The 17511-nt window shown below is 40.7% G+C and carries 12 protein-coding genes; 3 read left to right on the top strand and 9 right to left on the bottom strand.

Annotated elements, in window-relative coordinates:
- Nucleotides 1-247 precede the first annotated feature (247 nt).
- The 3 genes from BN35_RS12820 to BN35_RS08340 are packed head-to-tail and all read right to left on the bottom strand — an operon-like array spanning nt 248 to nt 1794.
- Nucleotides 248-613, bottom strand: coding sequence for a DUF5056 domain-containing protein (locus BN35_RS12820; RefSeq protein ID WP_025072975.1), 366 nt, complete (start codon nt 611-613; stop codon nt 248-250).
- Nucleotides 597-1142 (bottom strand): RNA polymerase sigma factor, encoded by a 546-nt coding sequence (locus BN35_RS08345; protein ID WP_025072974.1) that lies wholly within the window; start codon nt 1140-1142, stop codon nt 597-599. Before BN35_RS08345 ends, BN35_RS12820 begins: the two co-directional genes overlap by 17 nt.
- 1 nt (nt 1143) lies before the next feature.
- Nucleotides 1144-1794 (bottom strand): DUF6249 domain-containing protein, encoded by a 651-nt coding sequence (locus BN35_RS08340; protein WP_028901263.1) that lies wholly within the window; start codon nt 1792-1794, stop codon nt 1144-1146.
- A gap of 116 nt (nt 1795-1910) precedes the next feature.
- On the opposite strand from BN35_RS08340, the gene BN35_RS08335 reads away from it, so the two are divergent.
- From BN35_RS08335 to BN35_RS08325, 3 genes are all read left to right on the top strand, one after another.
- The gene (locus BN35_RS08335) at nt 1911-3374 is read left to right on the top strand and encodes a methyltransferase RsmF C-terminal domain-like protein (RefSeq protein WP_028901264.1); all 1464 of its coding nucleotides are present in this window, start codon (nt 1911-1913) and stop codon (nt 3372-3374) included.
- 101 nt (nt 3375-3475) lie between these two features.
- The gene (locus BN35_RS08330) at nt 3476-4270 is read left to right on the top strand and encodes a thymidylate synthase (RefSeq protein ID WP_028901265.1); all 795 of its coding nucleotides are present in this window, start codon (nt 3476-3478) and stop codon (nt 4268-4270) included.
- Between the two features lie 118 nt (nt 4271-4388).
- On the top strand, nt 4389-4874 hold the full coding sequence (locus tag BN35_RS08325; RefSeq protein ID WP_025072972.1) for a dihydrofolate reductase: 486 nt from the start codon (nt 4389-4391) through the stop codon (nt 4872-4874).
- 28 nt (nt 4875-4902) lie between these two features.
- Here BN35_RS08325 and BN35_RS08320 read toward each other — a convergent pair whose 3' ends face one another.
- The 6 genes from BN35_RS08320 to BN35_RS08295 all read right to left on the bottom strand — a co-directional run bounded on the left by BN35_RS08320 (nt 4903) and on the right by BN35_RS08295 (nt 17402).
- Nucleotides 4903-6486, bottom strand: a complete 1584-nt coding sequence (locus BN35_RS08320) for a PKD-like family lipoprotein (protein WP_025072971.1) — start codon at nt 6484-6486, stop codon at nt 4903-4905.
- A 23-nt stretch (nt 6487-6509) separates the two neighbouring features.
- The gene (locus tag BN35_RS08315; protein ID WP_159100001.1) at nt 6510-7256 is read right to left on the bottom strand and encodes a DUF4843 domain-containing protein; all 747 of its coding nucleotides are present in this window, start codon (nt 7254-7256) and stop codon (nt 6510-6512) included.
- A gap of 8 nt (nt 7257-7264) precedes the next feature.
- Entirely contained in the window at nt 7265-8791 is a 1527-nt protein-coding gene (locus BN35_RS08310; protein ID WP_025072969.1) for a RagB/SusD family nutrient uptake outer membrane protein, read from the bottom strand.
- Between the two features lie 12 nt (nt 8792-8803).
- Entirely contained in the window at nt 8804-12133 is a 3330-nt protein-coding gene (locus BN35_RS08305) for a SusC/RagA family TonB-linked outer membrane protein (protein ID WP_028901266.1), read from the bottom strand.
- A gap of 1190 nt (nt 12134-13323) precedes the next feature.
- Nucleotides 13324-15351 (bottom strand): M13 family metallopeptidase, encoded by a 2028-nt coding sequence (locus tag BN35_RS08300; RefSeq protein WP_028901267.1) that lies wholly within the window; start codon nt 15349-15351, stop codon nt 13324-13326.
- A gap of 89 nt (nt 15352-15440) precedes the next feature.
- Complete coding sequence (locus tag BN35_RS08295; protein WP_028901268.1) at nt 15441-17402, bottom strand: ABC-F family ATP-binding cassette domain-containing protein; 1962 nt, start codon at nt 17400-17402, stop codon at nt 15441-15443.
- Nucleotides 17403-17511 lie beyond the last annotated feature (109 nt).

The raw sequence follows: 17511 nt of genomic DNA, 5'->3' as shown, positions 1-17511 counted from the left end.
AAATAGACATAAAATTTGCCTAACATTCGTAACTCTCTGTGCGACAAAGGAATGCGAAACTTTCTTATTTCTGGCATATTTTCAATCAGTTAAGGATTTGTTTTAAATACGCGAAATATGAGAGGCTTGTTGTCAAGAAAACTGACAGTAGCAGACAGGCATAAATTCATGATCAGCGACTGGTAATATCACGGTTTATTTAGATTCAACTTAGCTGATGAAGTTTTAACCACACCAATGAAATTCTTCACCTCTCGTGAAGATTGCGATAACCAACATCTTTATTAAAAATATAAAAACCAGAGATAAGAGCCAACACTAATGCGAGCATATAAACGGTGAGAGGCGACGTTGAGTCTAAATCAAATGAAGCCCAAAAACCGTGAATGTCGCCAATAAAATTGTTGGCAACGGTACGCAGTTGCTCCACGGCATCACTCAACGCCAAGAAGGCGATGCCCACCAAAGTACAGAACCAAAACCATACCTGATTAGCTTTCAAGAACCTACGCGGTAATTGGCGCATTACTTGCTGGCTAAATCCGTTGTCGGGTATATTGATGGCATACTCTTCAAAAAAAGTCTTTAATAAATCATCATCTTTTTCCGTCATATCCATTATTTCTTAAATAATTTGCGAGTTTTTGTTTTCCTCTAAACAAATGTGACTTTACTGTCCCACTTGCCAATCCCAATATTTCTGCTATTTTGTCTATCGATTCTCCTTCCATGAGTTGCAAGGTAACACAAAGACGTTCTTGGTCGTTCAGAATGTCAAGTGCCTCTGCTAAGTCCATCTTCAAATATCCATGACTCGCCTCAGCATGTTTGCCACTCACCGAAGGTGTGTCAATATCCTCTGTCTGTTTTCTTCGACGCGTATAATCGTAAAATACATTGTAGGCAATGCGAAATAGCCAAGTAGAGAATTGTGACTGTCCCTTGAATTGCGCTAAATGTGTGTAAGCTTTAATAAAAGTGTCTTGCGCCAAGTCGTCACTCAACGCTTCATCGCCCCTCGTCTGTACCAGCAGAAAACGCCGAATAGGCGACTGGTATTTCACAACAAGCTTGTCAAAGCTGCGCTTATCGTGAAATACAGTCACCTGCTGAACCAGAGAAAGATCGTTGACTTGTTCCACCTTATTCTATTTTGTCATTGTCCTTGCGAGAGGTTTTGGCAATAACAAGCTGCCCAATACCAAAGCAAATCAGTAAACAGCCAATGCCAATAAGCGTGTTCGAACCCCAAATGCTAAACATAATAACAAGTCCTGCACCAGTAGCGATATGCGTAATTCCCCCCTTCCATAGATAATCACTGTTTCTCGCTGCCGTTGGTTTAACATCCTCTGGAATAGGTTGGCCTGAAGCAATGGCTTGTTGTGCTATATCCACACGGTCATTATGTCGCTTGATGAGATAGCGTAGAAGTACAATGATAACAATAAAGGGAAGTGCCAAAAAGAGAAAAACGATGGTGATGACAAAGATAGCCAAAAAAATACCACCAATACTCCATCCAATGTTTTTATTCCAAAACGTAAAGGGGTCGTTGTCCCAATTCTCATCATCAGCAGAGTTAGCATACGCGGCATTATCATCTACTACATTTATTGTATCTGTGTCCATCACTGTTGTAGTGTCCGAATACGCTTCTACTCCTTGTTTGGCTGTATCTGTCACAGCTATTGTAGTAGCTGTTTGTTGATGGCTGCGATGCTTCCCTTGTGCTTGCATCCCTGAGATGCTGAGGGTAAGCAACATGGATAACATTAATAAATACTGTTTCATTTTCTTCAATCCTTTTTGTTTAACATCTATATGACGATATGTAACGTTGTTTTGTTGCAAAGAAACATTTTTTTTCCTAATTTTGCAAAAACAATTCAATAAAACAAACAAAAAGGATGGTGCTTCCTGAAGCATTCGAAAATTACACTCGAGCGATGATGGGCGATGATTTATTTGCTCACTTTGCACATTCCATGCAACAAGATGCCACAGCTTTCGTACGGCTCAATCATTACAAGTGCCCTACGGCAAAGATGGCATTAGCTGCGTCAAAGGTGCCATGGTATGATTATGGCTACGCTTTAGACGCTCGCCCTGCTTTTACATTCGACCCTCTGTTTCATGCAGGCTTATATTATGTTCAGGAACAATCATCCATGTTTTTAGCACAAGTACTGCACCAATTTGTTCAATCGCCTGTGAGAATGCTCGATATGTGCGCAGCCCCCGGTGGGAAATCAACCTTAGCCCGATTAGAATTACCTAAAGGTAGTACACTCGTCTGTAATGAACCCAACAGAAGTCGTGTACAAATACTGAACGAAAATGTACAAAAATGCGGACATCCAGAGGTGATGGTTACCAACAACTATCCGAAAGAAATACGCCAGTCGGGATTAAGGTTTCAAGTGATTCTATGTGATGTACCCTGCTCTGGCGAAGGGATGTTTCGTAAGAATGCCAACGCAATTGACGAGTGGAGCGTAGACAATGTCAACAAATGCCAACAGTTGCAGCGTGAGATTGTTGCCGAGGCGTGGCAATGTTTGAAACCCGGCGGTTTACTCATCTACTCTACTTGTACATTTAACACCAAAGAGAACGAAGAAAATGTAGCTTGGATTTGCCAAGAGTTAGGTGCCACAACCTTGAAGGTAAAGGTAGAGGAAGATTGGAATATCATGGGAAATCTTTTATCTGCCCCTGCCACCGAGGATACAACCAACAAGGAGTCCAAACATTCATCTGCATTCAACGTCTATCGCTTTATTCCTGGCTATCAAGCTAAACCCGGCAACATCTATGGAGAGGGGTTGTTCATGGCTGTGTTACGTAAGGAAGGAACAGCTCAATCCATGACAGAAAAGACGAGTAAGCAGAAAGTGCGTCATCAACTTTCAGATAACAAACTATCCATTCCTACCCATTGGTTACAGGAAAGTCTACACTTTAACTTTACATGGGTGAAGAATGAGCTGTGGGCTATCCCGCCATCGTTACATTCGCAATACCAACAAGCAGCTCGTAGCTTGCGAGTCATTGCAGCAGGTATCAATCTATTGCAGCTAAAGGGCAGATCATTCATTCCCTCACAAGGTTTGGCACTATCCAGTTGTCTGGCTCCTACTGCCTTTCCTCGTGTTGAGTTATCCTATGCGGATGCCATTCAATATCTTGGACGCAACACGATAACACTCCCTCCCAACACTCCACAAGGCTTTATATTGGTAACTTATCAAAACGTAGCATTGGGGTTTGTCAAAAATATGGGCAACCGTGCAAACAACCTCTATCCCAACGAGTGGCGTATACGTAGCACCCATAGCCCCGAAAACATAACGCAAATTATAACCATGTGAATAAAGAGGCAGACTTTCAACATGACAATCAACAGCTTCATCGCACAGACGCATGACTTGTCAAACATTCTTTTGTTCAACTGCAAATAAATCATCTCAATATGCAACCTTATTTGAATTTACTACAACGCATTTTAGACGAAGGTATAGAAAAGACAGATCGTACAGGAACAGGTACAAAAAGTATCTTCGGACATCAAATGCGCTTTAACTTGGAAGACGGATTTCCATTGCTTACTACGAAGAAACTACATATCAAATCAATCATTTATGAACTGCTATGGTTTCTTAAAGGTGACACCAACATTAAATATTTGAAAGAACATGGTGTACGTATTTGGGATGAATGGGCAGACGAAGATGGTAATCTTGGACCTGTGTATGGACATCAATGGCGCTCGTGGCCTGATTATAACGGTGGAACTATCGACCAAATTCAAAATGTTATCAATCTAATTAAGCATCATCCAGACAGTCGAAGAATGATGGTTACGGCGTGGAATCCTGCAGAAATAGAGCAAATGGCTTTGCCTCCATGTCACTGTTTGTTTCAGTTTTACGTAGCCGATGGCAGATTGTCCTTACAACTCTACCAACGTAGTGCCGACACTTTCTTAGGTGTTCCATTCAATATTGCATCTTACGCCTTACTGCTGCAAATGATGGCACAAGTGACGGGATTACAAGTTGGCGAGTTTATTCACACAACTGGTGACACACACTTATACTTAAACCATCTGGAGCAAGCCAAACTACAGTTGACACGCACTCCTCACACGCTGCCACAAATGAAACTCAATCCTGATGTTAAAAGTTTGTTTGATTTTCAATATGAGGATTTTGAATTACAAAATTATAATCCATGGTCTCATATCAAGGCAGATGTTGCAGTATAATACAATGAAATAGACAAAGAAAAAGAGGAAAGGGAGCACTAAAAGGAGAAATAAAACTTAACCTTATCCGCTTTGAATTTTCCTCATTCAAACCTAAAATTAAAATAATATATCTATTATGACCATCACACTTATCGCTGCCGTGGCTCGCAATCGCGCCATTGGCTATGAAAATAAATTACTATATTGGTTGCCTAACGACTTGAAACGGTTTAAAGCTCTCACCACAGGACACACTGTAATAATGGGGCGAAACACTTTTGAGTCATTACCCAAAGGTGCATTACCCCACCGTCGTAACATTGTATTAAGTCGTTCGCAATCTCATTTTGAAGGCTGCGAAACATTTTCATCTATCGAGGAGGCTCTTCGTCATTGTCAAGAAGATGAAGATATCTATGTGATAGGTGGAGCACACGTTTACCAGCAAACCATTCAATATGCCGACAGACTGTACCTTACCGAGGTAGACGATGTGCCAACGCATGCCGATGTATTTTTCCCCTCATACGACAACTGGAAAGAGGTATCGCGTGAGGCGCATCAAATCGATGAGAAACATGCCTTTGCATACGCATTTGTGAATTATGAAAAAATGCGCTAACTATATTTCCTACAGTTAGCGCAAATCATTATTCATCAAGCACGGGTGCAATGGCGCCATCATCCAAATCAGCCACCGTTGGATCAATGTATCCCAAGGACTTTAAGATGCCTTTCCCCGAAGTTGTATATTTGGGCATACCTGCTGGTTCGCCACCAATAACATCGTAGAAATATAGTTTATAAGTATCACCCGTCTGCGTTCCTACTATCAGATAATCGAAGCCTGCTGTTTCGTGTAGAAAATAACGGTTACTTAAGAATGTAATCTTTTCGTTTGCTGGAAGCCCTTGGAACTTTAGTTCCTTCTCGCTTAATGGACCAACAAGATTATAAGAATAAATCTTATTCTGATCTACAGCATAGGCGATTGTAGCGGATTTTGCACAAATTGCGCGCAAAGAAGCCTTAGCATAGTGAGAATTAGGATCAATCACTTTGACATTCTTAAGGTCAGCCTTATCCCAATCAGGAGATATTTCATACATCAACTTTTGATGATTCCTTTGATCTTCGAATAAGAAATACGCCTTTTCTGCATTGGCATCGGCAAAATTATGTCCTGCATATATACACTCCAACTCATTGAGTCCTTTAGTTTTGTAGTCTATCTCCTCGTTACCAACTGTTACTTTTTTACCCGTCACATCTATAATGTTGCCATTATAATCAATCATGGTCAAGCTATGATCAGGTAATGACCAATATATCATGTTATTAGCAACATTTCCTGAGCCCTGCACAATATGTTTGCTGGCACCATAGCCCGCAAGTTCTCCTAATATTCCAATGCCTCTTTGACTTGCTGTATAACCATGGAATAATCCTTTATTGGTTAGAAAGAATTCTGTAAAGAAGCCTCGCACCACACGATAAGGTTTAAGGTCTGGCACCTGTTCATAATAAAAGTTAGAATTATCTTTTAGCGTCTTGCAATCAAGGGCACGAATCCAATAAACTTTATCATTTTCTGTTGTAATACACAGAAAGTTATCACCTGCTTTATCATCAGTCTTAGGATCTATGTATCCCAGTTGGTGATTGATGTCAAGTGCTCGTGGTTTGCCTGGCAAGGCTTGCCCCTGATTTGACTTGATGACATCTGCCAACAGCTTGTTTGATTTAGAAATAAATAAATCTACGTCGGTATTTCCATCGACTGTCTCTTTTAAAATATAAAAACCGTGAGAGAGTGCCGATTGCGTAAGTAGAGAAGTGACTGCCTGTTGAAAATAACCAGTACTCTTTGACTTGACTGTTAATATAAAAGTGTACTCTCCATCGCTCAGACTTACAGGATAATCTAAGTTTTGTTCATGACCTATTGTATCGGGTTGAACATAATAATCATTTCCTTTCTTATCAGTTTTTTCTCGATCTGCATCTCTTGTATCATAACAAGTCCACGTGTATGTGAGATCAGAAGGTGCGAAGCTACTTTCAACTGTAGGTTTAATTTGTAATTTATCTCCAGAATAAGAAATAGCATGATAACTTTTTTCTACTCCAGATATATGGATAAAGTTATCAAGACCAACTGTGGTTGAATCGTCCTCCGTACAGGCAGAGAACAGCGATAGACATGCTATCAATAATATGGCATATTTTTTCATTGTGTCAATATATTAATCAGTTGTTATTTTCCAATCGTAACCAACGTTCCATCGGCTTCTTTCAACATAGGCTTACCTTCTGCCTTGCGCTCGTTGTTGAGTTTTTCCAATGCACGTTTTAACTTACTTTGCAGATATCGCGTATAAACCTGATCAGCAAAGAGTGTTTGTAAGAATTGAGCATCCCACTTCTTTCCTGTTACATCCATCATAAACTGATGTTTCACTGGTCCCCATTTGCCAAAGTAATGATTCATAAACCCACTCCAATTAGAAGGTCGGTTGAGCTTATTAGTAATAGTTACTTGTATGAAGTTTTGCTCTTGATAACCAGGCATAAACGTTCCATTCGGCTCTACAACGATGCGCAGATTATAAATAGCATCGTCTAAAGAAGGGTCTCGAAGTAAAATGATAGGCACATCAACACTCACCGCATTGGCTGGAACAACAAGATAAGGCTCTATCTCTTTTGAATTAAGAGCCACATAATGCTTGCCAGGTTCGGCATTGTTTTTTACAAAGGGAACTTGCTTAAGCTTAAATTGACGAGGCTTATCGGAAAGATACCCCATTGTTTTGAGTTTAATCCAAACGGTATCTTTTTGTTTACCACCAGAAAAGGCAAAAGAATAGTTGACAAGCGTATCTTCTCGATATTGTATATCAAAATTAAGATAAGCTTGGTGGTCACTGTAAAGTGGCAAGTCCTCCTCACAAGAGGAAAGAAGTGCAACTATCGCAAATATTGGAAATAATATCTTTTTCATCTTTGCTGTCATTTAGTAGGTTTTTCATTAGGATTTGACTCAGAAGTTGGCAAAGGCAAGATGTAGTTGTCCTCACTCATAGCCTTCCGCATAAACATCAGCTGTTTGGTTCCCGTACGTTTATACGCATAAAACATAACACCCTCTGCATAGAACTCTCGGTGATAGTCTTTCATCACTTCTTCTTTCACATCCTCCAACGACTTAAAGCCTTCAGTGACATTCACATTGTGCGATGCCATATAGGTTTTATACAAAGAATTCGCTTCTGCTAAGTCATTGGTACTCTCCATAGCAATAAGATACATCTCTGACATTCGTATCAATGGCATGAATTGTAGCTTTGTCATTAGTTTAGAAAGTTGATCTGACCGTTCATAGTCTCCTGGATTATAACTATATTTAAGTAAGGTAGGGAACTTCGTTCCTGTCACATCTGAAGATGCTTTATTCCATACTTTCAGATAACGGTTATCACTCGTTGTGTTTGCTCCATCATAAAGTATTTTGTTCAACATGTCGAGCGTTATCACCAAGTTTCTGTCACCTGTTACTTGCCCATTATATCCATGCATCATCTCTGGTAGATAGTCTGCTATCTTGTTATTACTCAAAGCAAAGATACACTCATTGGGTAAACTATAGTAATGCTTTTTAATGTCTTCAACTCCTGATAACTCCATGAATGGCTTACCTGCCACTTTAGCATCAATAACATATCTGGCCTCTTGATATGCTTTCTCCAATTGTCCTATATACAGATACATTCGTGCTTTCAATGCTCTAACTGCAAAGTAATTTAGTCGGAATTGGCGGAACTGCATAAAATCATCTTCAGGAACAGTTGCCTCTTTTATCATATTATTCAATACGTCATAGTTGTATGTTTGGATGGGATCAGAACCATTCAATAACTTTTCCGCTTCGTTCAAGTCTTTTTCAAGTTGAGCTACATACTCATTAAAGCTTAGATAAGGTGCTTCATACTCGATACCAGTACCAAGTGCGTAAGGTAACATAACCTGCCGTGTAGGATTCTGTGGCATCTGACCAAACAATCTTAACACATCAAAATGACAATAAGCACGAAGAGCATAAGCTTCACCAAGAATCACCTTCCGTATTTGGTCATCACCTATAACATCTGCTTGTTGTCCATGCTCTATCACCTTATTTGCTTGTGCAATCACATTAAACAAACCACCATAAATATTACGGATAGCGTTCTCTGCATTTTGGTTCTTATAATTATGCTGGTATAAATATTTCCATCTGGGTGTCGTGTTATTCGTAGGCTCGTTCCACAAACAAGCCAAATATTCAATATCACTAATGGTAAGTCGTTCGCCATAGAGGCTTCTTGATGCCATGGACGAATAACAACCCGTCAGTGCATCTTTAAAACCATCATAGTTCTTAAACATGTCTTTCTCACGTTGCTGTGATTCTGGTTGTACATCCAACCAGTCGGAACAAGAAGTCAATCCGCTCACTGCCAACGTGATTGTCAATATTGTATTGATAAACTTATTCATAGGTTTGTATTTTTAGAATGTCAATGTAATAGATCCCTGTACGTTTCGAGCAAATGGATAACTTGTTCCTCGCTCGTATTTAACAGAGGACCAATAAGCTAAATTCGATGCATTGATGCCGAACACCAAAGATTCAATGCCTGTCTTATCACGCAACCATTGGTTGTTCCAGCGATATTGCAATGAAACATTTTGCAGTTCGAGCATTCGGTCGTTGAATACATAACGTGAGGTAGCTTTAGTAGGTTCATTGCTAATCGCTTTGAAGAAGCTAACATCACCTGGCTGTAACCAACGTTGTGAGAGTACTCGTTCATCTACATTCTTCTCTGCAATCGTTGCTCTGCTCACCTCTACCCTGTTACGCAATGTAGAATTGTAGAGCATGCCACCCCAATGATATCCAAAGGAAGCATTAAATGTAAAGTTCTTATATATTACCATTGTACGGAAGTTGCCACGCCACAATGGTTCTGAGCTTCCCATATATACCTTGTCCTGCGGATTCCACGTTTTAGCCAAATTCCCATCTTTGTCATAGTACACCTCTCTACCAGTACTTGGATCAATACCTGCAGACCGTACAGCATAGATAGCATTTATAGGATTGCCCTCATAGAACAGATTGCTAACTTCTGTGCCCTGTTCCAGATAACGCTTATTTTGCGCCTTAATAGCATCCGAGAGCTTGATAATTTTATTACGGTTATAGACTATTTGTCCACCTATCATCCAGTTTAATTCTCGTTGATAGTCGCGTATGATATAAGCGTTCAGAGAGGCTTCAATACCTTTGTTGTTCATTTCACCAATATTGGCTGTATAGTTTGAAAATCCAGAACTTAAAGGTAAATCCATTGACGACAGCAAATTGGTTGTATTCTTATCATAGTAATTCAATTCTGCCATGATTCTATTCTTAAACAAGCCAATTTCTGTACCAATATTGATTTCGCGTGTATTCTGCCAAGTAAGTGAAGGATTACCATATCCCATCAACTTTGCAGCCGACCATAACAGATACCTTTGGTCTGGATAATAACGATACGTGGTGTTGACACTTTCTATGGTAAAGTCTTGTGAACCAGAGATACCATAAGATGCCTTGAAACGAAGGTTACTAAAGACATTCAGTTCTTTCATAAACTTCTCGTTGTGAAGATTCCAACCTACACCGAGGCTATAAAAAGGAGCGAAACGTTTTTCACTACCGAACTTGGAGTTGCCATCAACACGGAAAGAGAAGTCGGCATAATAACGATTGTCGAATGTGTAGTTGGCGTTACCCGTTACTCCAACCATTCGTACCATTGACCTATCGCCCCTTGGTGAACCCTGATATAGATATTGTTTGGCATTTGCCATAAAACTTAAATTTGCATTAGAAAAGCCCTCTGCCTCAAATATGTAATCTGTTAAGTTTCTTTGCGAAATACTATAATCGAGTCCTACATACACTTGATGCTTCTCTGCAAAAGCTTTAGAGTAGCTCAAAGTCACATTACCACTCAACAAATCGTTTTCACCTGTTCCATAACGATAATATCCTTTTCGCAGCAAACCTGCAGCTGTGTTATATTCCTTCGCATTAAAATAAGAATGCTCGGCTGGCAAGAATCGATCAGAATGGTTGCGATTGGTAGAAACACCTATCTTACCTCGCAAACGCAAGGCATCCGTGATGAGCCATTCAATAGAGAAGTTGTTGATGAATGTTTGATAAGCAGATGAGTTAATACTGTTGAGCGAAGCATCATACAACGGATTTGGCAAAGGCTCTTCACCAATATATAAACTGGGGAAAGAAGGTACCAAATGCCCTTTTCGATTGTAAGGAGAAAAATATGGTATGGCATCTACATAAGAACTAAACGACCCATATTTGCTTTCATCTGCCTTGTTACTTGCAAAACTGGTATAATTCCTAAAGATAAGATTTTTCACAGAATACAAAAGTGTGATGTCTCCAGTAATAGTTCGTCGATTACTGGCTTTCATTGCTCCCTCAATTCCGTTATAACCCAATGATGCTGCCCATCTAAATGCTTGTGCACCACCATCTAATTGCACATTATAGCGTTGTCCTACACCCGTGCGCACAGGTTTGTGAATCCAATCTGTATCTATGCCATCAATCACATTTTTCAAACGATTGTTGTACACCTCATTATATTCCAATTGCAATTTTTGACGCTCACGAGAATACAGCCCTGCTTTTACTTCCAAGTCTAACTTCTGTGCTGCATTGAGCAAATGATAACTTGAAAGGTCTGGAATTTCAAGACTCAAACCTGCTTTGGCTGTTACTCTCAGTTTTCCTTCCTTTGGTTGTTTGGTAATCACTACAATAACTCCATTGGCACCTCGTGATCCATAGATAGCCGTTGCTGCGGCATCCTTTAAGATGTTAATGCTCTCTATCTGTTCATCGTTGTAGTCCATTAACTTCGTAAGAGATATTTCAAAACCATCCATGATAATCAACGGCGTATTGACCGTTTGACTGGCGTTTTTGTTAAATTCTTCTACACTCATTGGCAACGACGCTGTTCCACGTATATTAATGTTTGGTAGCACGTTTGGGTTACTACCTGCCAGGTTGTTAATCGGGAAATTAACTGATGCGTCAATATTCTTGAGCGTTTGCAAAAGGTTGGTGCCTCGATACATATCCAGCTGTTTCCTATCAATCGTAGATACGGCACCTGTATAACTTTCTTTCGCTTTACGGAAGATACCCGTCACCACCACTCCTTTGAGTTCTTTAACATCACTTTCCAAGAAAATTTTCATCTCCTTACTCACAGGAATTTGGACCGTTTTCATACCCAAATAACTAACCTCTACCTTCGTCTGCGGTTTTACATCTACATCCAAATGGAAAGCACCATCTACATCTGTTACTCCCTTTACATCGGTGCCTAACACCTTGATATGCGCACCAATAACAGGTTCATTGGTGTCTTTTTCATAGACATATCCTTTTATGGTTTGCTTCTTTTGTCCTTCTGGTTTTTGCAAACCGTTGGTTGAAGCAGATCGCATCATCACTTTGATAAGGTTATCAGTAATAGTGTACTTCAAGTTTGTAGTACGAAGGGCTTGCTCTACTATAGAAGGGACTGGGGCATTTGTCACATCCAATGTCACCTTGTACTTCGACACCTCTTCATTGTCATAAACAAACTTGTAATCGGAATGACTTTCCAATCGCTGAAAAACACTTATTAGGGCTTCATCATTAAAACTCATGGTTAGTTTCGCTTGGCTTTGTGCACTAAGCGGAATGGACATGAGTAAAAAAGAAGCCAAAATAGAAAAGAACAGAAAGGTTTTTTTCATAAATTGATTTGTGTTTAATTAATATTCCATATCTTTCTTCACCAAAGCTTTTCACACTTTGAGAAACAAATCACAACATAAATAGTAATCATGCTGAATAAGTATTCCCCGGTAAAATTGCTTCCTAAAAATTATCTTTTATTTCTTTTTGCAAATATACATAATTTACTTTGATTTTAGCACTAATTGACATAATTTTTACCAAATTACTAAAATAAATACACAACTATCTACATTTTTAACGATATTCGGATTAATTCCCTTCTTTAATACGCATCTCTTTTAACTGCTATCACCTTATCAATCAAGAAAGCTTTTTCACATCAAGTGAAAGTATTTGTATAAACGGTTTTGCCATTGAAAAGTAATATTTGTACAACGAAATACACCCGCAAAACAGCTTATGTAAAGTTTGTGTCAAGCTGCATAGAATGAAAAAAAATGCTGAATTTTCTTTACAAAGTGCCTCTCATAACTCGCATATTTACAACCAACGTCAAAGTTAGTCGCAAATACGCTAAAAATAAGCAAGGTTTGTAAGTCGTTGTTATTAAGAAAGTTACGCTTATGCCTTGCTTTTATATTATTATTTTTACCATTTTTGGGCGGCTAAAGCATTGAGATAAGCCTACTATTTGCATGCTTTAATGCTTTTGAAGCATGTGAATAACACCTCTAATACATGTTTCCAAGGGCATAAAACTAATGTTCTGACACTTGGAGACGTCTATTTTGTTAAAATCAGCCCATTTTTGCAGTTCGTTTGCCTATTAATTTTTTCTATTTTGAAGATTTTAGATGGTCGATTTTTGGTAAAATAATAAGACAAAGTTATGATTTTGAAAGCAGTGTCGCTCTTTCATTGAAAGTACGTTATTGTTACAGCTAATGAACGCAAGCCATTTGGATCGTGCATAGAGGTAGATTTGTGGTTGAAACAAAAGAACAAAGGTTGTTTTTCACCTTCAACTAACTTTCTTCTATAAAAGAGCCGTGACCAGTATATTCCGAGACGAACAGTCTGTAGACTTTGAATCTGCTTTATCAAACAGCAATACCGAAAAACAACAATTCCCTCCTCTAAATAGGTTGTCACATATCAGACGGACAACGAACAGAGAGGAGGGAGCGAACATAGAAATTACTGTATTCTATCCTTCAATTATTTTTTTGAAGAGAGAAAAATGAGTTTACCAAAGTTCTAAGCGTTGGCTCTTTGGTAGATAAAGCTTGTCGGTTGGCTTCACGTCAAAGGCTTCATACCATGCGTCAATGTGTGGAAGTGCACCATTCACACGCCACTTACCCAAAGCATGTGGGTCGCGCTTTACACGGTTACGTATTTCCTTTTCAGTGATGTTTTGCCCCCACACCGCTGCATAAGCCAAGAAGAAACGTTGGTTGGCAGTAAAACCATCTTTCGTCTTTAATGTTTTTTTGGCGGTAGCATTTTGGAAAGCCAGATAACTTACCATGAGTCCTCCGTGGTCGGCAAGGTTCTCACCCAAAGTAAAGCGTCCATTCGACTTCAAATCGGGTAGCACATTGATATTCGAAAAGAAATCGGCATACATGTCAGCACGCTCGTTAAATCTCTTTGCATCACCTGCAGTCCACCAGTCGTTCATGTTTCCGTTGGCATCATACTGCCTGCCTTGGTCGTCAAATCCGTGAGTCATCTCATGTCCAATCACTACACCAATGGCACCATAATTGAAAGCTTCATCGGCTTTGGCGTCAAAGAACGGATATTGTAGAATACCAGCAGGGAAACAGATTTCATTGGTCGTAGGGTTGTAGTAGGCATTCACGGTTTGTGGGGTCATGAACCACTCATCACGGTCAACTGGTTTGCCTGCACGTTCTGCAATATGGTTATGGTGTGCAAATTCACGACACGCCATCACATTTTCATAGAACGACTTAGAAGGGTCAATGCTCAATGACGAGTAGTCGCGCCACTTGTTGGGATAACCTATCTTCACATAGAACTTATCCAGCTTCTTGTGAGCCTCTGCCTTGGTGGTATCGCTCATCCAAGTTTGGGCATCAATGCGCTCACCCAATGCAATTTGCAGGTTACGTACTAATTTTTCCATCATCTTCTTGGACGATTCGGGAAAATATCGCTGCACATACATCTTGCCTAATGCTTCACCCATTTGCCCTTCTACTTGATTGGTGGCACGTTTCCACAAAGGATAATCTTCTTTGCGCCCACTCATTGTTTTACCAAAGAAATCAAAGTTGGCTTCACGGATTTGGTCTGTCAAATAAGCAGCTGACGACATGATGACATCCCACTCCATGATGGCACGCAAATCATCGGCTGTAGCAGCAGCCGAAAGCTTGTCATATCCGTCCAAAAAGGCAGGTTGTCCTACCACCATTTCTTGGATATAGTCGCTCTTCACGCCTTCTGCAGTGGCAAAAGCCTCCAAGTTAATGTTAGGATAGTTCGCCTTGAACTGCTTTAGTGTCATCTTGTTATAGTTGGCTTGTGGGTCGCGCAGCTCGGTCATACTCCTTGAGATGAGTGCCAATGCGGTCTCATTCTTGAACACGATATCTGCCTTGGCAGATGCTTGCGCTGGTGTGAAGCCGTACAACTGGAACATACGAGCAATGTGATGCTTAAAAGCGTTGCGAATAGCCACCGTTGCCGAGTCGTTATTCACGTAATAGTCTTTCTGCCCTAAGGTAAGTCCACCTTGAGAAATGTTGAGAATATTCATTGCCACATTCTTCTCATCGGCAGCAAAATACGAACCATAAGGTATGCCATAGCCCATATTAGCATACTTGAGTTGCAATTGCAATAGCTGGTCTTTAGTTTTTGCTGCCTCTATCTCGTTGAGCAAGGGCTTCACAGGAGTGATACCTTCCTTATTACGACGTTCGGCATCCATAGCCAACTTATAGAAGTCGGAGAGTTTTTGCTCCATCGTACCTTTCTTGTACGTCTTCTTCTGCAACTCACTCAATATGGAGTTGATACGCTTGTTGTTGTCCTCTGCTAACTGATCGAAGCTACCATAGCGCGAATAGGCTGCTGGCAGTGGATGCTTCTTCTGCCAACCACCAGTTGCAAACTGATAGAAATCATCGGCAGGACGTACAGATTTGTCAAAATTCGACTCGACAAGTCCTGTCTTCGATTGCGCCATTCCCATGGCAGGTGCTACCATGAGTAGCATCATCGGAAATAATTGTTTCATAAGTTTTGAAATATTTAAGTTTACGAGTTTTTAGTTGACAAGTTTACAAGTATTTAGTTGACAAGTTTACGAGTTTAGAAGTTGATCGTTCAAAGTTTCTCCATTTTCTCACTTAGCTCCATCCAGCGTTCATTTTCTTTGTCCAATGCTCGCTGGGTGGTAGTGTATTCCGTTACCAATTCCATATCGGAGGCGTTTTCGGGCTGTGACAGCAAGGCATTAAGTTCGGTGATACGCTTTTCCATCTTAGCAATCTTCGTTTCACATTCTTCAATATCACGCTTCAGTTTTCGCAATTTCCGTTGCTGTTCTTTGCGCTGTTGATAATCATCTACCCCACCCTTTTCTTCAGTTGATGGTGCTGACTGTACGGTTGCAGCCATTGTCACACTCTTATTTTGCAAAATAGCGTCAATGCTCTGCTGTGATGCCAAGCCGTCTTCGGCTTCAGCATGACTGCGGATGAAATCGTAGATGCCACCTAAGTGTTCTCTCACACAGCCAGCTCCAAACTCATACACCTTATCTACCAAGCCGTCCAAGAAGTCACGGTCGTGGCTCACCAAGATAACCGTTCCGTCAAATGCCTGTATCGCCTCTTTCAATACATCTTTCGATGCCATGTCCAAATGGTTGGTTGGCTCGTCAAGAATCAGCAGATTCACGGGTTGCAACAACAACTGAATCATTGCTAATCGGCTGCGCTCACCACCTGATAGTACTTTCACCTTCTTCTCTGAAGTCTCTCCACCAAACATAAATGCGCCCAAAAGGTCATTGATTTTCAGACGCATATCGCCTGTTGCCACACGGTCTATCGTTTCGTAAATCGTCAATTCCTCGTTGAGTAGTTGCGCTTGGTTCTGTGCAAAATAACCTATCTGCACATTGTGTCCCACTTTGAGCGTTCCTGTAAAAGGTATCTCGCCCATGATACACTTCACCAAGGTGGACTTTCCCTCACCATTCTTGCCCACAAATGCCACCTTCTCACCACGCTTGATTGTAAACGTTACACCAGAAAACACGGTGTGCGCACCATAATCTTTGCGCAATTGGTCGCAGATAATGGGATAATCGCCACTGCGCAAACAAGGTGGAAATTTGAGGTGCATACGCTTGTTGTCCACCTCATCCACCTCGATAGGCACCATTTTCTCCAGCTGTCTAATGCGCTGCTGCACCTGCACTGCCTTAGTGGCTTGATAGCGAAAACGCTCTATGAAGGCTTTAGTATCGGCTATCTCCTTTTGCTGGTTTTCATAAGCTCGCAACTGTTGTTCACGTCGCTCGGCTCGCAAGGTTACATACTCATCGTATTTCACCTTATAATCCTCTATCTGCCCACAAGTTATCTCTAACGTACGGTTGGTTACATTATTAATAAAGGCTCTATCGTGACTCACCAGTACCACTGCCTTGGCAGATTGCACCAAGAATTGTTCGAGCCATTGTATGGACTCGATATCCAAATGATTGGTAGGCTCATCGAGTAGAAGCACGTCTGGACGCCTCAACAGTATCTTCGCCAGTTCGATACGCATACGCCATCCACCCGAAAACTCTGATGTGGGTCGTTCAAAATCCTTTTGTTCAAAGCCTAAACCCACAAGCGTACGCTCTATCTCGGCTTCATAGTTCTCACCACCGAGCATCAAATATCGCTCATGTTCTTGCGTAAACCGCTCAACTAAGTTTAGATAGTCGGTGCTTTCGTAGTCGGTGCGTGTTGCCATTTCATGTTGCATCTCCTCCAAATGAGCCTTGAGGCGCAAATTGTCAGCAAAGGCTTTGCGCGTTTCCTCCTTCACTGTAGTATCGTCAGCCAGTTTCATGACCTGTGGCAGATAGCCTATTGTAGTGTCATTGGCAACAGCAACCACCCCCTTAGTAGGCTGCTGTAACCCTTTCAATATTTTGAGAAGCGTTGATTTTCCCGCTCCGTTCTTGCCTACCAAGGCTATCCTATCACGTTCGTTGACCACAAAACTCACATCCTTGAACAGGGGTTTCACGCCAAACGTAACACACAATCCTTCTACTGAAATCATCTATTTGTCTGTTTTCTTTTGTCAAGTATCTGCAAAGATACGACTATTTTTTATCACACGAATATTTGAAGTGCGTTATCTTTCATGGGAAGAGCATAAATGAATCATA

Source organism: Hoylesella timonensis 4401737 = DSM 22865 = JCM 15640 (genome assembly GCF_000455445.1).
GTDB lineage: Bacteria > Bacteroidota > Bacteroidia > Bacteroidales > Bacteroidaceae > Prevotella > Prevotella timonensis.
Note: the sequence above shows the minus strand (reverse complement) of the source record. Positions and strands in the feature narration are given on the sequence as shown.